The organism is Pseudomonas sp. B21-012 (assembly GCF_024749305.1).
GTDB lineage: Bacteria > Pseudomonadota > Gammaproteobacteria > Pseudomonadales > Pseudomonadaceae > Aquipseudomonas.
Genome location: NZ_CP087197.1, coordinates 725,989 through 749,589, shown reverse-complemented (window position 1 = coordinate 749,589; position 23,601 = coordinate 725,989). Strand labels below are relative to the sequence as shown.

General features: G+C 64.7%; 18 protein-coding genes and 1 rRNA gene. 9 read left to right on the top strand and 10 right to left on the bottom strand.

Annotation, left to right across the window (positions count from 1 at the left end; all coding sequences use genetic code 11):
* Positions 1-43 precede the first annotated feature (43 nt).
* The 6 genes from LOY37_RS03300 to LOY37_RS03275 are packed head-to-tail and all read left to right on the top strand — an operon-like array spanning position 44 to position 5,777.
* Positions 44-649 carry a CDP-alcohol phosphatidyltransferase family protein gene (locus LOY37_RS03300; RefSeq protein WP_045195837.1) on the top strand — a complete coding sequence of 202 codons (606 nt, stop codon included), beginning with the start codon at positions 44-46 and terminating at the stop codon, positions 647-649.
* A gap of 30 nt (positions 650-679) precedes the next feature.
* On the top strand, positions 680-2,434 hold the full coding sequence (locus LOY37_RS03295) for a bifunctional alpha/beta hydrolase/class I SAM-dependent methyltransferase (protein ID WP_258716298.1): 1,755 nt from the start codon (positions 680-682) through the stop codon (positions 2,432-2,434).
* Positions 2,434-3,753 (top strand): phosphatase PAP2/dual specificity phosphatase family protein, encoded by a 1,320-nt coding sequence (locus tag LOY37_RS03290; protein WP_258716297.1) that lies wholly within the window; start codon positions 2,434-2,436, stop codon positions 3,751-3,753. Before LOY37_RS03295 ends, LOY37_RS03290 begins: the two co-directional genes overlap by 1 nt.
* Complete coding sequence (locus tag LOY37_RS03285) at positions 3,750-4,208, top strand: hypothetical protein (RefSeq protein ID WP_258716296.1); 459 nt, start codon at positions 3,750-3,752, stop codon at positions 4,206-4,208. Before LOY37_RS03290 ends, LOY37_RS03285 begins: the two co-directional genes overlap by 4 nt.
* An 11-nt stretch (positions 4,209-4,219) precedes the next feature.
* Positions 4,220-4,843, top strand: a complete 624-nt coding sequence (locus LOY37_RS03280; protein ID WP_093387795.1) for a 1-acyl-sn-glycerol-3-phosphate acyltransferase — start codon at positions 4,220-4,222, stop codon at positions 4,841-4,843.
* Position 4,844: 1 nt separating this feature from the next.
* A complete protein-coding gene (locus LOY37_RS03275; RefSeq protein WP_045195828.1) occupies positions 4,845-5,777 on the top strand; it encodes a phosphatidate cytidylyltransferase in 933 nt (310 codons plus the stop codon).
* Positions 5,778-5,780: 3 nt separating this feature from the next.
* Here the strand turns inward: LOY37_RS03275 and LOY37_RS03270 are convergent, their stop codons facing one another.
* Entirely contained in the window at positions 5,781-6,539 is a 759-nt protein-coding gene (locus LOY37_RS03270) for a TSUP family transporter (protein ID WP_045196566.1), read from the bottom strand.
* 102 nt (positions 6,540-6,641) lie between these two features.
* Here LOY37_RS03270 and LOY37_RS03265 point away from each other — a divergent pair, with 102 nt between their 5' ends.
* Complete coding sequence (locus tag LOY37_RS03265; RefSeq protein WP_258716295.1) at positions 6,642-7,550, top strand: LysR family transcriptional regulator; 909 nt, start codon at positions 6,642-6,644, stop codon at positions 7,548-7,550.
* Between the two features lie 105 nt (positions 7,551-7,655).
* Positions 7,656-8,000, top strand: coding sequence for a cupin domain-containing protein (locus LOY37_RS03260; protein ID WP_258716294.1), 345 nt, complete (start codon positions 7,656-7,658; stop codon positions 7,998-8,000).
* A gap of 101 nt (positions 8,001-8,101) precedes the next feature.
* Here the strand turns inward: LOY37_RS03260 and mmsB are convergent, their stop codons facing one another.
* Positions 8,102-8,989 carry a 3-hydroxyisobutyrate dehydrogenase gene (gene mmsB, locus LOY37_RS03255; RefSeq protein WP_045195822.1) on the bottom strand — a complete coding sequence of 296 codons (888 nt, stop codon included), beginning with the start codon at positions 8,987-8,989 and terminating at the stop codon, positions 8,102-8,104.
* Between the two features lie 10 nt (positions 8,990-8,999).
* Positions 9,000-10,526 carry a CoA-acylating methylmalonate-semialdehyde dehydrogenase gene (locus tag LOY37_RS03250; RefSeq protein WP_093387789.1) on the bottom strand — a complete coding sequence of 509 codons (1,527 nt, stop codon included), beginning with the start codon at positions 10,524-10,526 and terminating at the stop codon, positions 9,000-9,002.
* 136 nt (positions 10,527-10,662) lie between these two features.
* On the opposite strand from LOY37_RS03250, the gene LOY37_RS03245 reads away from it, so the two are divergent.
* A complete protein-coding gene (locus LOY37_RS03245) occupies positions 10,663-11,610 on the top strand; it encodes a LysR family transcriptional regulator (RefSeq protein ID WP_258716293.1) in 948 nt (315 codons plus the stop codon).
* Here LOY37_RS03245 and LOY37_RS03240 read toward each other — a convergent pair whose 3' ends face one another.
* From LOY37_RS03240 to rrf, 7 genes are all read right to left on the bottom strand, one after another.
* Entirely contained in the window at positions 11,611-12,102 is a 492-nt protein-coding gene (locus tag LOY37_RS03240; RefSeq protein WP_408980718.1) for an OmpA family protein, read from the bottom strand.
* Between the two features lie 12 nt (positions 12,103-12,114).
* Positions 12,115-13,386 carry a diguanylate cyclase domain-containing protein gene (locus LOY37_RS03235; protein WP_045195816.1) on the bottom strand — a complete coding sequence of 424 codons (1,272 nt, stop codon included), beginning with the start codon at positions 13,384-13,386 and terminating at the stop codon, positions 12,115-12,117.
* Positions 13,383-13,958 (bottom strand): YfiR family protein, encoded by a 576-nt coding sequence (locus tag LOY37_RS03230; protein ID WP_258716291.1) that lies wholly within the window; start codon positions 13,956-13,958, stop codon positions 13,383-13,385. The genes LOY37_RS03235 and LOY37_RS03230 overlap by 4 nt, the downstream gene beginning before the upstream one ends.
* A gap of 113 nt (positions 13,959-14,071) precedes the next feature.
* Positions 14,072-16,153, bottom strand: a complete 2,082-nt coding sequence (gene recD, locus LOY37_RS03225) for an exodeoxyribonuclease V subunit alpha (RefSeq protein ID WP_258716290.1) — start codon at positions 16,151-16,153, stop codon at positions 14,072-14,074.
* Positions 16,150-19,839: an exodeoxyribonuclease V subunit beta gene (gene recB, locus LOY37_RS03220; RefSeq protein ID WP_258716289.1), complete on the bottom strand. Its 3,690-nt coding sequence runs from the start codon at positions 19,837-19,839 to the stop codon at positions 16,150-16,152. Before recB ends, recD begins: the two co-directional genes overlap by 4 nt.
* Positions 19,836-23,315 carry an exodeoxyribonuclease V subunit gamma gene (gene recC, locus LOY37_RS03215; RefSeq protein ID WP_258716288.1) on the bottom strand — a complete coding sequence of 1,160 codons (3,480 nt, stop codon included), beginning with the start codon at positions 23,313-23,315 and terminating at the stop codon, positions 19,836-19,838. Before recC ends, recB begins: the two co-directional genes overlap by 4 nt.
* A 127-nt stretch (positions 23,316-23,442) precedes the next feature.
* Positions 23,443-23,558: ribosomal RNA gene (gene rrf / locus LOY37_RS03210) — 5S ribosomal RNA — on the bottom strand.
* Positions 23,559-23,601 lie beyond the last annotated feature (43 nt).

The following is a 23,601-nucleotide window of genomic DNA, read 5'->3' as shown; positions in this document are numbered from 1 at the left end:
TGCTGCACTGATCGCCAACCGAGTCGTAAAAGGGAGTTTCACCGTGCCGTCGATCTACCAGCTCAAACCCCGCTTCCAGGCGCTGTTGCGCCCGACGGTCGAGCGCCTGTACCAACGCGGCGTCACTGCCAACCAGGTAACCCTGAGCGCCGCCGTGGTTTCCGTTCTGCTCGGCCTGTTGCTGGCCTGGCTGCCACACCTCACCTGGCTGTTCGCCCTGGTGCCGGTATGGATGCTGCTGCGCATGGCCCTCAATGCCATCGACGGCATGCTCGCCCGCGAATTCGGCCAGCAATCGAAGCTCGGCGCCTACTACAACGAACTCTGCGACCTGGTCGCCGACAGCGCCCTGTACCTGCCCTTCGCGCTGCTGCCGGGGGTGTCGTCGGCGCTGGTGGTGATCGTCGTGCTGGCGGCGCTGATCAGCGAATACGCCGGGGTCATGGGCCCGTTGGTCGGCGCTGAACGCCGCTACGACGGCCCGATGGGCAAAAGCGACCGGGCCTTTGCCTTCGGCGTGCTCGGCGCCGGCGTTGCCAGCGGCCTGTTGCCGGCCAGCTGGCTCAACGGCGTGCTGCTGGTGATCTTGCTGCTCTCGCTCTATACCCTCTACAACCGGGTCAGCCGCGGTCTGGCGCAAACCCGCTGAAGCACTTTGTGCCAGATAAGGATATTTGCCATGCGCAACGCGCAATCGCTGCACTTCACCACCCACGACGGCGTCGAACTGCATTACCGCCACTGGCCCGCCGACGTTGCTGACGACCAGCCACGGCGTGCCGTGGTGTTGTTCCACCGCGGCCACGAACACGGCGGGCGCATGGCCCATCTGGCCGATGAGCTGCAACTGCCCGACCACGACTTCTTCGCCTGGGACGCCCGTGGCCACGGCCAGTCGCCTGGCGCCCGTGGCGACAGCCCAAGCTTTGCCTGCAGCGTGCGCGACGTGCAGACCTTCATCGAGCACATCGCCCGCGAGCACGGCATCGCCGAAGAGGATATGGCGGTGCTGGCGCAAAGCGTCGGCGCCGTACTGATCGCCACCTGGGCCCACGACTACGCGCCCAAGGTACGCTGCCTGGTACTGGCCTCGCCGGCCTTCAAGGTCAAGCTCTACGTGCCTTTCGCCCGCCCGGGGCTGAAGCTGATGCGCGCCTGGCGCGGCAACTTCTTCGTCAACAGCTACGTCAAGCCGCGCCTGCTCAGCCACGACCCCGAGCGCATCGCCTCGTACGAAAGCGACCCGCTGATCAGCCGACCGATTTCGGTGACCATGCTGCTTGGCCTGTATGAAGCCGCCGACCGCGTGGTGGCCGATGCCCAGGCGATTCAGGTGCCGACCCAGCTGTTAATTTCCGGCGCCGATTTCGTGGTCAAGCGCAAACCCCAGGAGCAGTTCTTCGAACGCCTGGGCAGCGTGCACAAAGAGAAACACATCCTCCCCGGATTCTTCCACGACACCCTTGGCGAGCGTGACCGCAGCCATGCCCTGGCGCGGATCCGGCGGTTTATCGAGCACTGCTTCAGCCTGGCGCCGCAGCGCCCTTCGCTGCTCGCTGCCGACCAACTGGGCGCCAGCTGCGCCGAAGCCGAAAGCCTGGCCGCGCCGCTGCCGCGCAACTCGCCGGCCGATCTTTACTGGCGCGCCACCCGCGCCGGCCTGCGGCTGGGCAAGGGTTTGTCGGACGGGGTCAAGCTGGGCTTTGACACCGGTTTCGACTCGGGCAGCACGCTGGACTACATCTACCGCAACCAGCCCACCGGCAAGGGCGCGATCGGGCGCATGATCGACCAGAACTACCTCAACGCCATCGGCTGGCGCGGCATCCGCCAGCGCAAACTGCATGTCGAAGAGCTGCTGCGCCTGGCCATCGAACGCCTGCGCGAACAGGGCAAGCCGGTGGATATCGTCGATATCGCTGCCGGCCATGGCCGCTACATCCTCGAAGCGTTGCAGGGCCTGGAACGCAAGCCGGAGTCGATCCTGCTGCGCGACTATAGCGAGCTCAATGTCCAGCAGGGCAGCGCGCTGATCGCCGAAAAGGGCCTGGCCGACATTGCCCGCTTCGTCCGGGGTGACGCCTTCGATGCCCAGAGCCTGGCCAGCCTCGATCCACGCCCGACCCTGGCGGTGGTTTCGGGCCTGTATGAGCTGTTCGCCAGCAACCAGATGGTTGGCGACTCCCTGAGCGGCCTGGCCCAGGCGGTGGAGCCCGGTGGTTACCTGGTGTACACCGGCCAGCCCTGGCACCCGCAGCTGGAGATGATCGCCCGCGCCCTGACCAGCCACCGCGCCGGCCAGGCCTGGGTGATGCGCCGGCGCAGCCAGGTGGAAATGGACCAACTGGTCGAGGCGGCCGGCTTTCGCAAGATCTGCCAGCGTATTGATGAGTGGGGCATCTTCAGCGTCAGCCTGGCCCAGCGGGTCGTTTGATGAGCACGGCACGCGAGCCAGGCTTGATCAAGCGCGGGGTGCTCTGGCTGCTGTTGCTGGGGCCGTTGTTCTTTCTCAGCTACGGCCTGACCAACACCTACACCGCCGGGCGCAGCGACGTCGGCAGCCTGGTGTTCGCCTGGGAAGGCCATATCCCGCTGTGGCCCTGGACCATCATCCCCTACTGGTCGATCGACCTGCTTTACGGGCTGTCGTTCCTGTTGCCGCTAAGTCGCCTGGAGATGGACCGCCACGCCCTGCGCCTGCTCAGTGCGCAAGTCATCTGCATCCTCGGGTTTCTGCTCTGGCCGTTGCGTTTTACCGTCGAGCGGCCCGCGCTGGATGGCCTGTTCGGCTGGCTGTTCGATGTGCTGATGGGCTTTGACAAACCCTTCAACCAGGCGCCATCACTGCACATCGCCTTGCTGGTGATCATCTGGGCGATGTTTGCCCGGCATATCCACGCCAGGCTGCCGCGCTTGCTGGTGCATGGCTGGATGGCGTTGATCGGCGTGTCGGTGCTGACCACCTGGCAACACCACTTTATCGACCTGCCCAGCGGCGCGCTGGTGGGGGTGCTGTGTTGCTGGCTGTGGCCGGTTGCGGGTCCGCCGGTACTGCGCCCTATGCAACTTGCCCGTGATCCGCAGCGCTGGCGCCTGGCCTTGCGTTACTTCGCCGGCGCCGCCCTGCTGGGTGGTCTGGCGTTGTACCTTGCAGGCGTTGCCCTGTGGTTGTTGTGGCCGGCGGTGGCGCTGCTGGTGGTGGCACTCAACTACGCGCAACTGGGCGCCGAAGGTTTTCAGAAAGGCGCCGACGGCCAGCTGTCGTACGCCACGCGCTGGCTGCTGGCGCCCTACCTGATCGGCGCCTGGCTCAATTCGCGCTGGTGGACCCGGCGCCATCCGCAAGCGGATGAAGTTTGCGACGGCGTGTACCTGGGGCGGATTCCGGGCAAGGGGCAAGCGGCGCAGTTCGCCGCCATCGTCGACCTGTGCGCCGAACTACCCGCCTCGGTTGCCCCGGGCCAGGCTTATCGTGCGCTGCCCAGCCTCGACCTGGTGGTGCCCACGGCCGAGCGCTGCCGGGAAGCGGCGGCGGCCATCGAACAGCTGCGTGCCCAGGGCCCGGTGCTGGTCTGTTGCGCGCTCGGTTATTCGCGAAGCGCCAGCGCCGTAGCCGCCTGGCTGGTGCTCAGCGGCCGTTGCGCCGATGCCGGGCAAGCGCAACAGCGCATCAGCCAGGCTCGCCCTGGGGTGGTCCTGCACCCGCAGCACCTGCGGGTAATCGAACGCCTGCAAACGGAGCCTTGCCTGTGAGCGATGAAATCCACCTGGCTGTGGTTGCCAGCCTGCTCAAGCGCGGCCGCCAGGTCGAGCGCCTGGCCGACGGCATCAGCCTGCTGGCGGTGCTGCTTGGCCTGGCGGCGCTGCTGATCGGCTCGCCTGCCCCGGGATACTGCGCAGTACTGAGCGGCCTGTTGTTGCTGACAGGCTTGCTGCAAAAGTTCTTTGCCATGCGCGTCGCGCTGGACGCCGACCTGTTTGCGCACCTGGCCACGCGCAGCGATCAGCTTGGGCAACAGACCCAGGCGCTGGACCAGTCGTTGTTCAGCCTGGGCCTGAAAGCCAACCCGGCCGATAACCGCGACTGGCAGGCACGCGGCCTGGCGGCGCTGGGCCTGCTGCGCAAACAACTGCTGTGCTTTGCCGTACAGGCCGTGCTGGCGCTGATCGGCATTTTGCTTTTGCCCTTGCTTCATTTCGCCGGATAAGGACCTTGCCCATGCTTGCTGCCCTCACCGCCTTTGCCATCACCTCGGTCGCCCGCCTGATCACCGGCGCCCGCGCCTTGTGGCTGGGCTGCACGCCGCAACCGGTGCAACGGCTGTACTACGCCAACCACAGCAGCCACGGCGACTTCGTGCTGATCTGGGCCTCGCTGCCCCAGCCGCTGCGCCAGCACACGCGGCCGGTGGCCGGTGCCGATTACTGGCAAAAACCCGGCATTCGTCAATTCCTGATCAAGCGGGTGTTCAATGGCGTGCTGATCGATCGCCAGCACAACGACGCCCAAAGCAATCCCCTGCAACCTATCCAGGATGCGCTGGCCCAGGGCGATTCGCTGATCTTCTTCCCCGAAGGCACGCGCAACCTCAGCGACGAACCGTTGCTGGCGTTCAAGAGCGGCCTGTTTCACCTGGCCAGCGCCCACCCGCAGGTCGAGGTGATCCCGGTGTGGATCGCCAACCTCAACCGGGTCATGCCCAAGGGCCGCGCCCTGCCGCTGCCCTTGCTGTGCACCCTGAGCTTTGGTGAGCCGCTGCACCTGCAAGCGGACGAAAGCAAGCACGCGTTTCTCGACCGGGCCCGCCAGGCCCTGTTGGCCCTGGCCCCGAAGGAATCCTGAGATGGACAACAACACCCTTTCGCTGTTCGCCGGCATCGGCGGCCTGCTGCTGCTCGCCAGCCTGATCGGCCGCCTGCTCAAATGGCGCGCCGGCCCCGCCCCCCACGCGGTAATCGACAACCTCAACGCGCGGATCAACGCCTGGTGGGTGATGGTCCTGGTCATCGGCCTGGCGTTTCTGTTCGGCAAGCTGGGCGTGATCCTGCTGTTCTACTGTGTGTCGTTTTACGCCTTGCGTGAATTCCTCACCCTGACACCCACCCGGCGCAGCGACTACCCGGCACTGGTCGCGGCCTTTTACGTCGCCCTGCCGGTGCAGTACCTGCTGATCGCCATGGACTGGTACGGGCTGTTCAGCATTTTCATCCCGGTCTACCTGTTCCTGCTGCTGCCGATTCTCGCCAGCTTCGGCGGCGACACCACGCGCTTTCTCGAGCGTGCCTCGAAGGTGCAGTGGGGCTTGATGATCGCGGTCTACTGCCTGTCTTCGGTACCGGCCTTGATGACCCTGGACATCCCCGGATACGAAGGCCGCAACCTGCTGCTGATCGCCTGGCTGATCCTCGTGGTGCAGATCTCCGATGTGCTGCAGTACGTCTGCGGCAAGCTGTTCGGCAAGCACAAGGTGGCGCCGAAGCTGTCGCCGTCAAAGACCGTCGAAGGCCTGGTTGGCGGCGTGGCCCTGGCCACCCTGATTGGCGCCACCCTGTGCTGGATCACGCCGTTCAGCTTCTGGCAGGCGGCGCTGATGGCCTTGACCGTCAACCTCATGGGCTTTGCCGGCGGCCTGGTGATGTCGGCGATCAAGCGCGATCGCGGCGTCAAGGACTGGGGCCACATGATCGAAGGCCACGGCGGCATGCTCGACCGCATGGACTCGGTATGCTTCGCCGCGCCGGTGTTCTTCCACTTCGTGCGTTACTGGTGGGCGTAAGCGTTATACCAACAGATCGTAGGACAGCTTGCCGATCAGTATCAGCAGCAACACCAGGAACAGCGCGCGCACGAAGGGTACGCCCTTGCGCACTGCCAGCCAGGTGCCAGTCAGCGCGCCAAGGATGTTGAAGGCGGCCATGGGAATGGCGATCAGGTAGAGCACGTTGCCGGTGGGAATGAAGAACATCAGTGCGGCGACGTTGGTGGCGATGTTCACCAGTTTCGCCGACGCCGAGGCATGCAGGAAGTCGAAGGCGAAGCAGCGAATGAACAGGAAGATCAGAAAGCTGCCAGTGCCCGGTCCGAACAGGCCATCGTAAAAACCGATGGCGCCGCCGATGACGATCGCCAGCAATTTTTCGCGGGTGCCGATGCGCATCGGTTTGTGCAGGGCACCGAAGTCCTTTTTCCAGAAGGTGTAGATCGCCATCAGCACGATCAACACCAGTACCGCCGGGCGCATCAGCCCTTGCGGCACCAGCGATACCGTGGCGGCGCCGACGAAGGCCATGGCGAAGGCCGCACAGGCCGCCGGAACCACCAGCCCCCAGTCGATCACCACCTTGCGCACAAACGAGCGGGCGGCAAACGCCGTGCCGCAGGCCGAGGCAACCTTGTTGGTGCCCAGCAAGGCAGCCGGGGGCGATGCTGGCAGCACGTTGAACAGCGCCGGAATCTGGATCAACCCGCCACCACCGACTGCCGCATCGATCAGCCCGGCGGCAAAGGCAAACACGCAAAGCACAACGATATCGACCATGGGTTTCAGGCTCTGGCAGTCAAAGAAGGGCGCGCCAAGGTTAACCAACGGCCGGGTTTTGTGTTGCAATGCCATATTGCAAAAACTGCAACGAGGTAGTGCATGGCCCTGGATATGCTCGCGGAGCTGGAAGCCTTCGCAATGGTTGCCCGCAAGCGCAGCTTCGTCGCTGCGGCACGCGCCCTGGGGCGCTCGCCCAGTGCTGTAACCCGCGCTGTGCAGGCCCTTGAGGAAAACGCCGGGGCCAAGCTGTTCAACCGCTCGGCCAATGCCGTGAGCCTTACCGAGGCCGGCGAGCGCCTGCTGCCCTATGCCGACAAAATGCTTGATTTGCAACGCGAGGCCGATGAGGAGCTGGCCGGACTCAGCGGCCTGGCCTCCGGCTGGGTGCGGTTTTGCGCCCCCGAATCACTGGCGCCGGTGTTGCCCGGTTTGATTGCGCAATATGGCGAACGCTACCCGCAGGTGAACGTCGATGTGATCTTCAGCGACGAGCCGATCGACCCGGCCAAAAGCAAACTGGACTTCGCCATTCGTGGCGCCTTTGCCCAGGACAGCGAACTGATCGGTTATCCGCTGTGGCGCTACTCGCGCTCCTTGTATGCCAGCCCTGCCTACCTGCAAAAACACGGCATGCCCGCATCAATCGAGGCGCTGGAAACACACGCGCTGATCCTGCATACCGCGCCGCGGATCCTCAAGGAATGGCAGTTTCGCAGCGCCGGCCAGGCCGTCAGCCTGCGGGTGCATCCGAGGTTTCGCTTCAGCTCCGGGATCGCTGTATTCCAGGCCGCCCTGGCCGGCGTCGGCATCGCCCGCCTGGCCGACTGGCTGGCCGAACCCGAGGTGCAGGCCGGGCGCTTGCAGCGGGTCTGCGCCGAGTACCGGCTGACCGCCAGCAACGGCGACAGCCCGCAAATGCACGCGGTGTACCCGGCCGGCAGCTTGCCGCAGCGAGTCAAGGCGCTGCTGAAAGTGATCCGCGGCTTTGGTGACAGCCTCGAGCGCTAATCGCAGGTTTGCGCTCCCAGACAGCCAAAGGTCGAGACCAGACATCTGCCCGGCGCCGATCGCGCCTATGGTGATGGACCTTTGAGTCATCCTCTGGAGCCTGGAATGTCCGATTTCATCACCGTGCTGCGCGAGACCTGCCCTACCCCCGTGCTGGATGCGACCAAGTGGCAACGCATCGGCGGCGACCCGCACACCGTCAACCTCAACGCCTATATGTCGGCCGATGGCAGCAAGATCATGGGCACCTGGATCTGTACGCCGGGCAAGTTCCAGGTCAATTACGAGAAGTGGGAGTATTGCCACTTTCTCGACGGCTACTGCGTGATCACCCCGGAAGGTGAGCAGCCGGTACATTTGAAGGCCGGTGACGTGTTCGTCATCGAGCCGGGGATGAAAGGCACCTGGGAGGTGGTGGAGACGGTGCGCAAGTACTTCGTTTTTGCCTGACCGTTGGGGCTGCCTTGGCAGCCCATCGCTGGCAAGGCCAGCCCCCACAGAATGATGTGTGCGCAGTACCTGTGGGAGCCAGCCTTGCTGGCGATGCTCTTTTACTCGGGCTTGCGATAGCCTTCGACAATCGCCGAGAAATCCTTGCCACCCTCGCCGCGCAGGCTCATGGCCTGATACAGCTGCTGGGCCACTGCGCCGAGAATCACCGGCTGGTGTGCCTGACGCGCGGCTTCTGTCGCCAGGCCCAGGTCCTTGAGCATCAGCTCGGCACCAAAGCCACCGGTATAGCCGCGCGATGCCGGGGCCGTGTCGATGATGCCCGGCCACGGGTTGTAAGTGTCCGAACTCCAGCAACGGCCGGTCGAGCTGTTGATGATCCCGGCCAGGACTTTGGTGTCGATCCCCAACGCGTTGCCCAACGCCATGGCTTCGGAGACGCCGATCATCGAGATACCCAGTAGCAGGTTGTTGCAGATCTTGGCGATTTGCCCGGTGCCGACCTCACCGCAATGGACGATGTTGCGACCCATCTGCGCCAGCACCGGCTGCAGGGTGGCGAACAGCGTGTCGCTGGCACCGACCATGAAGGTCAGGGTGCCGGCTGCGGCACCGCCGGTACCACCGGACACCGGCGCATCGGCAAGGTCAACGCCCTGTTTGGCCGCTGCGGCCGCTACGTCACGGGCGGTCTGCGGGTCGATGGTGCTGCAGTCGACCACCGGGGTCCCGGCCTTTACCCCGGCCAGCACGCCATCTTCGTTGAGGTACACGCCGCGCACATGGGCGGCGGCCGGCAGCATGGTGATCACCAGTTCGCTCTGCTGCGCGGCATCGCGCGGCGAGCTGCTGATCTGCCCGCCGAGCTCGGCAAGCTCTGCCAGCACGGTCTTGTTCAGGTCGAACAGGTTCAGCTGATGCCCGGCCTTGATCAGGTTGCGGGCCATGGGCGCGCCCATGTTGCCAAGGCCGATGAATGCAATACGCATGATGAGCTCCTTAGCGCAGGCTGATGGTGGTGTTCACGCCATCGTTGACGCTGTCATCATCAAACCAGCGGCTGGTGACGGTCTTGGTCTGAGTGTAGAACTGCACCACTTGTTTGCCGTACGGGCCCAGATCGCCGAGCTTGGAGCCGCGCGAGCCGGTGAAGCTGAAGAACGGTACCGGCACCGGGATCGGGATGTTGATGCCGACCTGGCCGACGTCGATCTCGTTCTGGAACTTGCGCGCCGCCGCGCCGCTCTGGGTGAACAGGCCGGTGCCGTTGCCGAAGGGGTTGCGGTTGACCAGGGCGATGGCTTCGTCGAGGGTGTCGACTTCCAGCACCACCAGCACCGGGCCGAAGATTTCCTGGGTGTAGATCTGCATGTCGGTGGTCACCCCGGAGAACAGGGTCGGGCCGACGAAGTTGCCCTGCTCGTAGCCCGGCACGCTGACCTCGCGGCCGTCGAGCTCGAGCGTGGCGCCTTCCTTGATACCGCTTTCGATCAGGCCCAGCACCCGCTCCTTGGCGCGCTTGGAAATCAGCGGGCCGACATCGGTGCCCGGCTCGCTGCCAGCGTTGACCTTGAGTTTGCAAGCCAGCTCCTTGAGCTCCGGCAGCCACTCGCGGGCCTTGCCCACCAGCACCGCCACCGAGGTGGCCATGCAGCGCTGGCCAGCCGCGCCGAAACCGGCACCAACCAGGGCATTGAGGGTTTGCGTGCGATTGGCGTCCGGCAGCACCACGGCGTGGTTCTTGGCGCCCATCATCGATTGCACGCGCTTGCCGTGCTGCCCCGCCAGGTTATAGACGTGGGTGCCAACCTCGGTGGAGCCAACGAAAGAGATCGCCTTGATATCAGTATGGGTGCACAGCGCATCGACCACCTGCTTGCCACCATGGACGACGTTGAGCACGCCGGCCGGCACACCGGCTTCGACCGCCAGCTCCACCAGCAGCATGGTCGACAGCGGGTCCTGTTCGGACGGTTTGAGCACGAAGGTGTTGCCGCAGACGATGGCCATCGGGAACATCCACAGCGGGATCATCGCCGGGAAGTTGAACGGGGTAATACCGGCGCAGACGCCGATCGGCTGGCGCAGGGTGTAGGTGTCGACGCCACCGGCAACGTTTTCGGCGAACTCGCCCATCTGCAAGGTGCCGATGCTGCAGGCATGCTCGACCACTTCCAGGCCGCGGAAGATATCGCCTTCGGCGTCGGCAATGGTCTTACCCTGTTCAGCGCTGAGGACTACGGCGATGCGCTTGGAGTGTTCGCGGATCAGCGCCTGCAGCTTGAGCATGATGCGCATGCGCGCGCCGATCGGGGTGTCGCGCCAGGTCTTGAACGCACGCTGGCCGGCGGCGATGGCGGCGTCGACTTCTTCGGCGGTGGCGAAGGGGACGCGGGCCAGCACTTGCTGGGTGGCCGGGTTGACCACGTCGCGCCATTCGCTGGTTTTCGATTCGACCCATTGGCCGTCGATCAGCAGCTTGACCTGCTCGACCTTGGTCTGGCCGGGAGTAAGGGATGCGTTCATGTGCGTTCTCCTGAAATTGTTGTTAGGGAGAGATCGACGCCACCGGGTCAGCCACGGCGGGCGCTTGGGTCCAGGGCTTTTTTGGAGTATAGATGTGCAAACATCTAATAAGAACGCACATAAAAGCCGGACCAACATGCAAAAAAACATCACCTCCCTGGGGTCGCTGAACTGGGATGACCTGAAGTTTTTCCTTGAAGTGGCGCGTACCCGCAAGGCCAGTAGCGCGGCCAAACGCCTGGGCGTCGACTACACCACGGTGTCGCGGCGGATCAGTTCGCTGGAAGTGGCGCTGGGCACTCTGTTGTTCGAAAAGTCGCGGACCAACGGCTTTGTCCTCACCGCCGAAGGCCAGCGCCTGCTCAGCTATGCCGAATCCATCGAAAGCACCCTGCACATGGCTTGCGAGCAGGTTTCCGGCTCCGGCGTGGCGTTGTCGGGGCATGTACGCATGGGCTGCACCGAAGGATTTGGCAGCTTCTTCGTCACCCCGCAGCTGAGCCATTTCGTTGATGCCTACCCGGCGATCTCGGTGGACATCCTGCCGCTGCCGCACTTCATCAGCCTGTCCAAGCGCGAGGCCGACATCGTCATCGCCCTCGAGCGCCCGGAACACGGGCCCTACGTGTGCTGCAAGCTGTGCGATTACCGCCTGCGCCTGTACGCCACCCAGGAATATCTGGACAGCCACGAGCCGATCACCCGCAGCAGCGACCTGGCCCGCCATCAGTTCATCAGTTATGTCGACGACCTGGCTTTCAGTTCCGAGCTTCTGTACCTGGCCAACCTGATTCCGGCCGCCAGCGCCAACCTGCGCAGCACCAGCGTGATCGCCCAGTATGTAGCGGCGCAGCAGGGCCGTGGCCTGGCGATCCTGCCGTGTTTTCTGGCCGCACAAGACCCGCGCCTGGTGGCGATTCTGCCGCAGGAGGTAGAGATTACCCGGCAGTTCTGGATGTACTGCCGGGAGGATTTGAGGAAGTTGAAGCGGATCACCCTGTTGTGGGATTACATCCGCGATGTCACCGAGCGCAACACCCCGCTGCTGATGGGCGAGTCGCGCGCGATGAGCTTTGCCGACTGATCAGTCGGAGGCGACCACGATCGACACCCGGCGGTTTTCCAGGCGTCCGGCGCGGGTGTCGTTGCTGGCCACCGGCTCGCTGCTGCCCAGACCGCGGGTTGCGACGTTTTCCGGGCGCATGCCGACGCCAACCAGCACATTGGCCACGCTCTGCGCACGGCGCTTGGACAGTTGTTCGTTGTAGGCCGCGCGGCCCGAGGCATCGGTATGGCCGTCGACCCGCACGCGCTGGATGTTCACCGACAGCAGCGACTTGCCGATGCGCTCGACAATCGTCCGGCTCTGGGCGTTGAGGGTGTCGACATCGCTGCCGAACAGCACTTTGCTCGACAGGCCGAACTCCCAGCCTTCATCGGTGAGCTGAAAGCCCTCCTGCTTGAGCAGGGCAATCTGTTCGGCGGTCAACCCTTTGGGTGGCACGCTCTGGCAGCCGCCCAGGGCGAACAACGCCAGGGCCAGGCAGATAAAATGAAAACGTAGTCGTTGGCTCAAGTGAATCACGGTTCAGCTCCTGTTTTTTACATGATGAGCAGAGCGCTCCGGCTCTGCCATTTGCCCCTGGCCACGCAAGTTGCGCTTGGCCTGATACATCGCCGCATCAGCGGCATTGAGGAGGTCGGAAGGATTACCGCCGTCGTCGGGAAAATAGGCAATACCGATGCTCAGCGACGTGACGATGATCTGCCCTTCGCTCAGGCGAATTGGCAGTTTCATGCTGGCGGCAATCTTCTCGGCGATGCGCCGGGCGTCTTCGTGCGCGTGCAGTGGCGCCAGCAGCACGGCGAATTCGTCACCGCCCAGGCGAGCCACCAGATCATTTTCTCGAAGCTGCGCACGCACCCGGGTGGCCACGCTGATCAGCACTTCATCGCCAGCGGCGTGGCCAAAGTTGTCGTTGACCTCCTTGAAGTTGTCGCTGTCGAGAAACAGCAAGGCCAGGTGTTCATTGTGCTTTTGCGCATTGCGCAGAGTGCGGCTCAGGCGGCCTTCGAAAAACGCCCGGTTCGGCAAGCCGGTGAGGCTGTCGTGGCTGGCCTGATGGGCCAGGCTTTCGTTCTCGCTCTGCAAGTGGCTCTGCCACGACTCCAGCTCGTCAAGCAAGGCGTTGAAGTCGTTGCCCAGCTCGTTGAGCTCGGCGATCTGCGCCGGTGGCACGCGGCGGTCGAAACTGCGCTCGCGGCGCGCGGCGTGGGCGACATTGGCCAGGCTACGCAGCGGCCCGACAATGTCGCCGAACATGCGCCGCGACAGGTACAGCGCACTGAAAGCGCTAAGCGCCGTGCACAACAGGATCCCGGCCAGGCCGCTGAGCAGGAAGCGCACCAGGCTGCCGCCCTGCCCCACCAGTTCGATACGCCCGACCTGCTGGCCCTGGTGCAGCACCGGCAGAATGATCGGCTCTTCCAGCAGGCTGCGGGCGATCAGTTGCTCGGTCTGCGCCAGCAGGCCGCTGTCATTGCGCTGCCAGCGCGCCAGCAGCTCGCCATTGTCGTCGAACACCTTGACGTCGGCGACTTCTTCCGTGGTGGCAATCAACGCCAGCGCTTCGTTGGCCGCACCGGCGTCGTTGAATACCACTGCCGCTTCCACGGTGTAATTGATCGAACGGGCAATCAGGTGCAGGTTGTGATTGGCGTAAACGCGCAAGGCCAGCACGCCGAGCAGGGTCAGCGAGACCCCGGCAAGGCCGACGGCAAGCAGCGCCACGCTCAGGTGGCGGCGACCAAGCACGGCACGCAGGGTCGGGCGCTCGCGCCCCTTGCCAAAGCCGATCATGGTTGCGCCGCCCGCCGCCGCGAGAGCTGCAGCACGCTGGGGTGGATGCGCACGCCGCTGCGCGCCACCGAGTCGAGGTTGACGTCGAACGCTACCTGGCGATCGCCGACCCGCAGGCAGAACAGGCTGCCGACTGTGCACGGGTCATCGGCCTCGCTCATGCTCAGCACCGGATGACCGCTCAACGCCGTGAACAACCGGCTACGTTCGTCCTGGCTGAGCTTGCCGATATAGATCGCATCGCACTCATTGGCGATGCGCGGGTCGCTGGCCAGCAAGCGGCGCACCACCACCGGGCGACCGGTGGCCTGGGTGGTGCCTTTGACCAGATCGTCGGCATATTCGGTCGGGCCGATCAGGCACAGGCGCAGTTGTGCCGGCTCAACCGGCCAACGTGCGTAACTGAGGATACCCAGCACAACCTGGGTGACTGCCTTGGCTCGCTGCTCGGCCAGGTTCGACGTGACCTCAGCCTCGGCACCGGCCTGCGCGGCGAACAGCAACAGCATCGCGGCCAGCAGCGAACGCGTCAGGCTCGTCACACGTCCCGATGTCGGGGCGGCCACATTCATGAGGGAAATCTCTTAAAACCACGCAGGATGATGCCGCAACGATAGCACAGAGGCCGATTTTCCAGCGAGGGAGCACCTCCCGGGCGATCCGGTAATAGGCCGAATCGCCGTGCTTAAACCTGCTCCAGCATCAGCCCCGAGATACGTTTGACCTTGCGCCGCACCGCGTCTTCAAACACGCCCTGGCGCGGCTCGATCAAACTAAAACAGGTCTTGGCCCGGGTGATACCGGTGTAGATCAACTCCTTGGTCAAAACCGGGTTCAGGGCGTCTGGCAGCACCAGCGCGGTGTGGGTGAACTCCGAGCCCTGGGACTTGTGCACGGTCATGGCGAACACGGTTTCGACTTCATTGAGCCGGCTCGGCAAGACGAAACGCACGCCGCCGTGCCCGTCGTTGCGGGCAAAAGCCACGCGCAGTACCTGTTGCCCCTCATGCTGCTCATCGGGCAGGCGCAGGGCGATGCCGATATCACCGTTCATCAAACCCAGGCTGTAGTCGTTGCGGGTCATCAGTACCGGGCGGCCTTCATACCAGGGCTGCTCACTGTCGATCAGCCCCGCCGCGCCGAGCACCCGGCTGACCCGCTGGTTCAGGCCTTCGACACCCCAGGCCCCCTTGCGCACGGCACACAGCAACTGAAAGGTCTCGAAGCCCTGCAACACCTGCATGGCCCAGGTTTCCCAGCGTGGATCATCCACCGGCGTACCAGGTTGCGGGCGCTGCTGGCGAAGGGTTTGCAGGTAGCTGCGATAACCCTGGGGGCCATCACTGCCACGGCCCAGGCCTTCGAGCAGCAAGCGATCGAAGTTGCGGTCCTGCTCACCGCGCAGGGTCAGGGCAAACACATCGTCCTGTTTCTGGTTGAGCAGGGCCCGGGCCTGATCGGCCTCCTGGCGGTTGACCAGGCGTGCCAGCTGGCCAATGCCGCTGCCTTCGCCAAAGCGCCGCGAGTAGCGCAGCATCACCACTTGCTGCGCCAGCGGATACTGCCCGGCGCTGCCCGGCAGCAGTTCGCTGCCCGCCAGGGTTTCACCACTGACCTGCTCCAGCCAGGCCTGGGTCTCGGGGCTGTAGCGCCCGGCCTCGGCATCGCGGCACAGGTCGCCGAGTACCGCGCCGGCCTCCACCGAAGCAAGCTGGTCCTTGTCGCCCAGCAGCACCAGGCGCGCATGGGGCGGCAAAGCGCCAAGCAGGTTGGCCATCATCTCCAGGTCGATCATCGAGGCTTCGTCGACCACCAGCACATCCAGCGGCAGCGGGTTGCCGGCATGGTGCCGGAAATGCCGTGAGCCCGGGCGGCTGCCGAGCAGACGGTGAACAGTGGAGACGTCGGTGGGAATGTTGTCTCGGACCTCGACAGCCACCGCCAGGCGCTCGACCTGCTGGCCGATGGACTCGGTCAGACGCGCGGCGGCCTTGCCGGTGGGTGCCGCCAGGCGAATGCGCAGCGGTCGCCCCGCCTCCACCGCAGGCGCCTGCAACAGGGCCAGCAAACGCACCACCGTGGTGGTTTTACCGGTACCCGGGCCGCCGGTAATGATGCTGAAGGCGCTGCGGGTGGCCAGGGCACAGGCCAGCTTTTGCCAGTCCACCTGAGCGCCAGGAACGCCACCCTCGAACAGTTGCGCCAGCCGCGCAGAAAGGTCTGCCGGGGTTGGCTCGACCTGCTGCAGGCGCTCGCGCAAGGCGTTGTCGATACGCCGCTCGTAGGCCCAGTAACGGCGCAGGTACAGGCGCTGGCCATTGAGCACCAGCGGGCGGGCGCTGTCTTCGCTGTTGCTGCCATGGGCCACCAACCGGCTGCGGCCCAGTTGCTGCAGCCAGGTGTCGAGGGTCAGGCGCTCGAGCAGTTGCGAGGGCAACAGCAATGGCCCGGCCAGGGCGTCCCCCTCCGGCGGCAGCGACAGGGCAAAATCCGGCTCGGCCAAAGTTTCACCCAGGTCGAGGCAGACATGCCCGTGGCCCAGCTGATGACTGGCCAGGGCCGCCGCCAGCAGCACCAAGGGCTCGCCGCCAGGGTCGCGCTCACCGAGAAAACTCACAAAGGCCCGGTCCAGGGCACGCAACCAGCCACGCTCGACCCAGCGATCAAGCAAGGCCAGCAGGTCTGCGCCCTTGCTCAGCGGCTGCAGTGCCGCCAGGTGGCCGGCATCCAGCGGCGTCGGCAACAGGTCGTCGAGGCTACGGCTCATGGGGCGTCTCCGAAAAACAGGTCGTGTTGCTGCGGGGCGCTGACGCCGCGGAACAGCGCATCGAGCTGCTCGATCAGCTCACGCGGTGGCTTGACGAAATACAGGCCGCGAGAAGCCGAATCGACGCCACGCAGGAAGATGAACAGTGCCCCGCCGACATGCAGGTCGTAGTCATAACCCGGCAGCCGCGCGCGCAACTGGCGATGCAGGGCCAGCAGGTAGAGCACGTATTGCAGGTCATAGCGGTGGCTGAGGATCGCGCCTTCCATGGCCAGTTCGCTGTAGGCCAGGTCATCAGGCCCCAGCCAGTTGGATTTGTAGTCCGCCACGTAATAACGGCCGTCGTGTTCGAAGGCCAGGTCGATAAAACCCTTGAACATGCCATTGAGCAGCGCCGGTTGCGCAGCCAGGCGCGCGACGCCCTGATGGGTGTATTCGCACACCAGCTGGTCGAGCCGGCCGACATCGACCTTGTGGCTGGCGAACCAGAACTCCATTTCGATCTGGTACTGGCTTAGCTGGCTCAAGGACAACGGTGAGCTATCAGGTGCCAGGGCCATGGGCTGTGCGAGCAGTTGCTGCAACCACTGGCTGAGGGTCGGGATCCAGCCGGTCCAGTCGCGGCGGTTGCAGCGCTGGCCGACGGTGCGGGTCAATTGCTCGGGGTCGGCGCTGACCTGGGCGAACCCTTCGTGCCCGGCCCACTCAAGCAAGCCGTGGAGGAAGGTGCCGGGGTTCGGCCCGCGCGGGAAGCGGTGAATGTCGCCACTACCGGGCATCACTTCACGCAGCTGCTGCGCGTCAGGCCGCTCGTCATCGAGCAGTTGTTGCGCCTGAGAGCTGTCGGCTGCCAGGGTCATGGCCTCTTCGCCGATGCGCAAAGCACTGTAGGAGGCGATCCACCAGTTCTCCGCAGCCCGGCGCTTGGGCTGGCGTGCAGGCAGCAGTTCGGCCTGGTTGCGCGGGGCGCTGTAGGCCTGTTCATCCGGCGCTGGCAACTCGATACTGGCGATGGCCGGGCAGCCGGACTGCAAGGCCTGCAGCCAATCACCCAGTTGGGTCGAAGCCGCCAGGGGCGTGCCGCCACCCAACAGGTAACCCAGGGCCGAGCGATGCAGGGTCGAGGCCTTGCCGGTGCCGCGCTTGAGGTCGGCAACACCGAGCCAGCAAGCATGCTGGGCGCGGGTCAAGGCCACGTACAGCAGGCGCAGGTCTTCGGCCAGGCGCTCGTCGTCAGCCAGGGCGATCTGTTCGGCATCCGGGGTCAGGGTCAGGTGCGCCTGGCCTTCGCCGTCGTGCCAGGCCAGGGGCAAGCGCGAGCCATCGACCGGCTTGCTGGTGCAGATGAAGGGCAGGAACACCAGGGGGTATTCCAGGCCTTTGGATTTGTGGATGGTTACCACCTTGACCAGTTGTTCGTCGCTTTCCAGGCGCAGGATCTGCTCTTCGCCAGCCTGACCCGAGCTGGCCAGGTGCTCGCCCAGGTGGCGAATCAACGCCTGCTCGCCATCCAGCTCGGTGGCCGCCTGTTGCAGCAGTTCGGCCAGGTGCAGCAGGTTGGTCAGCACCCGCTCGCCATCACTGCGGGCCATCAACACTTGAGGCAAGTCGAAATCGTGCAGCAGGCGCCGCAGCATCGGCAGCACACCCTGGCTACGCCAGATCAGCCGGTACTGGCGAAACTGCATGACCCAGCGCTCCCACACCCGCTCATCCTGGTTCAATTGCGCCAGGGCGCTGAGCGGCAGGTTGAGGGTGATGCTGGCAAGTGCCGCCTTGAGCAGACGCTCGGCATCCGGCTCGGCGCAGGCCTTGAGCCAGGCCAGCAAGTCATGGGCCTCCTGGGCGGCGAATACCGAATCCTTGTCGGAGAGGTACACACTGCGCACATCGCGAGCCGCCAGTTCGCCGCGAATCAGCTGCGCCTCACGGCCATCGCGCACCAGGATGGCGATATCCGAAGGCAGGCAGCCACGCAGCGACTGATCGGCTTGCATGAAACCGCTGCGCCCCTGCTGTCCGCCATTGAGCAAGGCGACGATCTGGCTGGCACAGCTGGCAGCCTGCTGCTGCCGGTAAACGGCGCCGGAAACCGGTTCTTCACTGCTCAGTTGCCAGAGGTTGAGTGCTGGCACCGGCACGCCATCGACCTGCAATTGCTCGCTGCGGCCCTTGGCCTTGACCTCGAGAAACGGCACCGGGTTGTCATTGCCGTCACGGAACAAGAAGGCGCCACGGCCCGACTCACGCACTTCAGCCTGCATGAACACATGGTTGACCGCCGTGACCATGGCCTGGCTGGAGCGGTAGTTGGTATCCAGGCTGTGCAGGCGCCCGGCCGTGGCCCGGCGTGCCCCCAGGTAAGTGAAGATGTCGGCGCCGCGGAAGGCATAGATCGCCTGCTTGGGGTCGCCGATCAGGAACAGGCCGGTGTCGCGGACGTTCTCTTCAATCCGGTAGATGCGCTGGAAGATCCGGTACTGCACCGGGTCGGTGTCCTGGAATTCGTCGATCAGCGCCACCGGGAACTGCTCGCGGATCAGCCCGGCCAGGCGCTCGCCGGCATCACCGTGCAGCGCGTGGTCGAGGCGCAGGAGCATGTCGTCGAAGCCCATTTCGGCGCGGCGGCGCTTTTCCTGCTCGAAGCGGGCGCCAACCCAGGCGGCAGCATGTTCGAGCAGACAGGCATCAGGCGTGGGCAGGCCCTGAAGCTGGTCGCGCAGCGCCTCCATCGCCTGCAATGCCGGATGCACGGGCGGCTCGCCCTTCCAGGCTTCGGCCATGCCGGCGCGGGTAAAGCGACTGAAGCCGGTGCCAAGGTCCAGCTCCAGCGCCTGGTCGTCTTCGGCCCAGGCCTTGAGCTTCTCGCACCAGGGCTCGAAATAGCGTGCCTGCATCTTGCGCCCATCGACCTGCTTGGCAGCCAGACCGTCTCGACAGATCTGCAGCAACTCGCCAGACCATTGCGCCCAGGGCGCCTTGAGCGTGCGCAGCAGCTCGGTGCGCTGCTGCAGCACCGCTTCGATCAGGGCCTGGGGCTCTTCTTCATCGCTCTCGATGCGCTGCCGGCCGAACAGCGCGCGCACCCGTGGCAACAAGGCTTCGGGGCTGACCCAATGGGCTCGGACCCAGGCCAGCGCATCGCCTTGCATGCTGTAGCAGAAGCGCCGCCAGTAATCACGCATGACCTGGCCGAGCAGGTCGCTGTGGTCGGTTTCCAGGGTCTGGGTAAACAGGCTGCCGCTGTCGAAAGCGTGCTCGCGCAGCATGCGTTGGCACCAACTGTGGATGGTCGACACCGCGGCTTCGTCCATCCATTGCGCGGCCACGTCCAGGCGATTGGCGCACGCTGCCCACAGCGCCGGCTCATAGTCATCGCGCAGTTGCTCAAGCAAAGGGTCGGCTTCACTCAACTCGCCACGGAAATAGCGCGCAGCTTCTGCCAGGCGAGTACGAATGCGTTCGCGCAACTCCTTGGTGGCGGCGTCGGTAAAGGTCACGACAAGAATCTGCGGCGGCAGCAGCTCGCGGCCAAAGCCCTGCTCGCCGCCATGGCCGAGCACCAGGCGCAGGTATAGCGCCGAGATAGTGAAAGTCTTGCCGGTACCGGCGCTGGCTTCGATAAGCTGGCTGCCGTGCAGGGGAAAGGTCAGGGCCAGGGGGGCAGGGGCAACTCCAAGGCTCATCGAGCACTCTCCTCTTTGCCCAGCGTCTGCCAGGGCGCTTCGAACATGGGGCGGTACAGGGCCTCGCACCAGCCTTCGAATTCTTCACTGGCACTGAGTGCCGCAAAATCACTGAACTGCCGGGCCAGCGCGGTGCTTTCGCTGCGCTCGCCAAAGCTGTTCTGGCCATCGCCGTCGTAGGCCTTGGCCGCGGCGGCCAGGGCTTTGTCGGCATCGCTCTGGGCTAGCCAGGCAAAGGCCGTTTTCACCGCCACCGGCAGCGGTGCGTTCATGCCCGTTTGCCGGGCCAGTAACAGGTCGCCCAGCAGTTCAGCGGCACGGGCTTGTTCGAGCGGCGCCAACAATAGCGTAACGTCGGTGGCGACCACGGCGCTGTGCAGCTTCAGGCCCACCGCACAGGCGGCCAGGTGCATGACCCAGGTTGGCGTCAGCCGGTGCCACTTGAGGGTGCGGCCACTGCTGATGCCATTGGGCAAGGTGGTGATGCTTAGCAAGGACTCGTCTTCGCGCTGGTAGACCCGGCCCAACCAGCCTTCAAGCTTGAGCTGGCGATACTCGAAGCGGATCGGCACGGCGTTATCCACAGGCAACGGCCACTGCTGCAGCAGCTGTTGATAACGCTGCAGCAGGTCGGGCAACGGCTCGATCAGTTCGGCCTGCAGGCATTCACCGAAACCTGCCAGCGGCAGCAGCCCGTAGCCCTGCAGGCGCCTGGCCTGGGTGGTCAACGCCCGCTCGCTGTCTTGCGGGTCGGCCAGGGCTGCTGCCAGCAGGCTTTCACTCAGGCTGTAGCGCTGCAGGGCATCGAGCACGAATGGCTCTTCATCGGCCAGGGGCGCTTCCACCGACTCGAAGAACACCTTCAAACGCTGGCTGAAGAAGTGTCGTACCGGATGGCGGAGGAAGTCTTGCAGCAAGGTCAGGGTCAGCGGTTCATCGCTGCTGTAAGCCGGCAGCTCATCCTCAGGCTTGAGCTGTTGTTCGCCAGGCAGATGCAGGGAGCGCCACTCACGGGCATAGCTGAACAGGCTGCTGCCCTTGTGAAAGTAGCGGGCGCTGAACGGCTGCAACGGATGCTCCACGGTCAGCGCATGCAACAACTGCTCACCGGCGTTGAGCTTGCCGCCCACCTCGGCACCGGCCAGGCGCCAACCTGCCGCCAGATGATCACGCAACTGGCCGATCAGCACCGAGGCCGGGCGTTCGCTGTTGTCGCGAATGCTGCGCCCGACCCAACTGACGTACAACTGATCACGGGCCGACAGCAGCGCCTCGAGCAACAGGTAGCGATCGTCCTCGCGCCGCGAGCGATCACCTGGACGGTAGTCACTGCCCATCAGGTCAAAGTCCAGCGGCGGCTGCGCACGCGGATAGTCGCCATCGTTCATACCCAGCAGACAGACCACCTTGAACGGGATCGCGCGCATGGGCATCAAGGTGCAGAAGTTCACCGAACCTGCGAGAAAGCGCTGGGACAGCCGACCCTGGTCGAGCCCGGCCAACCAGGCTTCACGGACCACGGTGAGCGGCAGCAAGTCTTGCAGGCCGACCGACTCACAGGTCTGCAACCAGGTTTCGCGCAGGGTCTGCAGTTGCACCAGCAGGTAGTCGTCATGCTCGGTTTCGGCGAGGAAGAACACTTGCAGCAAGGCATGCAGGCGCTCGCCCCACTCGGCAGCCGTCGCCGCCTGGGAGAGCTGCTCGTGGGCAATTTCCAGGGCATCGAGCAGGGCCACCAACGGGCCGATCAAGGCGGCATCCAGGCCGCCAATCTCATCGAACGGCTCGATCCCGTCGCAGCCTTCGCCGACACCGACGGCGTAACCCAGCAGCATGCGTCGCAAGCCGAATCGCCAGCTGTTCTGTTCAAGGTCCGCCGGCAAACCGAGACCGGCGCGTTGCTCGGCGTTCAGCCCCCAGCGAATGCCCGCGCCTTCGATCCAACGGTGCAAGGTCGGCAGGTCGCTTTCCTTGATCGCGAAGCGCGCGCGCAAGGCCGGCACATCGAGCAGATCGAGGATCTCGCTGACGGCGAAACGGCTGTCGGGCAACTTCAGCAGGTGCTCCAGGGCGATCAGCAACGGGTCGCGGCCACGCTGGCCCTGGTCGGTCAGGGTGAAGGGGATGAAACGCGGGTCGTTGCGGTCGAGCTGGCCGAACACGGCGCGGATGTGCGGCGCGTAGGTGTTGATGTCCGGGAGCATGACGATGATGTCGCGGGGGCGCAGCGCCGGATCGGCGCTGAAGCGGGCGAGCAACTGGTCGTGGAGGATTTCCACTTCACGTTGCGGGCTGTGGCCGATATGAAAACGCACCGAGCGATCTTTGCCGGGGTCGACGTCAGGCCACAGCTCGCGGGTTTCGGCCAGCGGGCGCAACTCGAGAATGTCGTCCTGCAACTGGTTGAGCAGGGTCTTGGGCTCGCTTTCGCTGAACAGGTCGATACGCCCGTCGCTGAAGGCTGCGCGGTAACTGCCAGGGTCGTCGTAGCTGTCGAGCAGGTTGATGTAGTCGCGGCCCTGCTTGCCCCAGGCAGCCAGCAAGGGGTGGGCGTGCTGGTGCAGGGTTTCGGCGTCGATCAGGCTGGGCATGCCCTGCTTGCGTTGCTGGCGCTTGTACTGATGGCGCAACAGGTCCTTGTCGGCGACGATGTCGGCCCAATGGTGACGGCAGGGGTTGTGCACGCAGAGCAGCACCTGGCTGAAACGCGCCAGGCCGGCGAGGGCTTCCAGCGCCTGGGCAGGCAACGACGAAATACCAAAAACGATAACCCGGGACGGCAGGCCAGCGGGCGCCTGCTCCAGGCTGTTGATCCGTTCGATGAAGCGCTGGTGCACACCGGCGCGGCTCTGGGCCATACCCTCTTCGCCGACATCCAGCAACAAGGCGCGCCACAGCTCGGCCTGCCAGCAGTTGGCGGGCGGCAGCGGCCTGGATTCGCCACGGGCGGTATTGAGCACATGACGGCCAGCGGCCCAGTCCTTGAGCCAGTCGGCGCGATACACCTGGTACTGGTCGAACAGGTCGGCCAGGCGCTCGGCCAGCTGGTAGCGCTTGCGCAGGTCGCTGTCGTCGGTGAGAAAGCGCTGCAAGGGCTCGAAGTGCGGCTTGTCGATGACCTCTGGTAGCAGGCGCATCAAGCGCCAGGTCAGCGGCGCCTTGTCGAGCAGCGACACCTCGGGGATTTCTTCGCGGCCCAGCACCTTGCGGTACAGCTGCCACATGAAACTGCCGGGCAGCTGCACCTCGACCGCCGCAGCGATGCCGCAGCCGCCCTGGTCGTCATCCTCAGGATCTTCGGCCAGGGCCAGCTTCAACCACTGGGCGATGCCGTTGCTCTGCACCAGGGCGATTTCGTTTTCCAACGGTGCCAGCGGGTAACGCCGCATCCAGCTCACCACCAGGCTACGCAGTTCATCCAGGCGGTTGCCGTGAACCACCATGAAACCTGGTAGGAGTGGGTTTGTGTGCGGCATTGGGCATCCTTGAGGCTGTGCGGGCAGAGGGAAACCTTATCATGCTCGGCGAGCCTGACTGTGTTGTGCAACAGCCAGAAAGACAAAACCCCTACCTGCATATGCAGATAGGGGTTTCGGAATTTAATCTTGACGATGACCTACTCTCACATGGGGAAACCCCACACTACCATCGGCGATGCATCGTTTCACTGCTGAGTTCGGGATGGGATCAGGTGGTTCCAATGCTCTATGGTCGTCAAGAAATTCTGTTGCCAGAAGGTCTTGTTTAAGACACTCCAGCGAA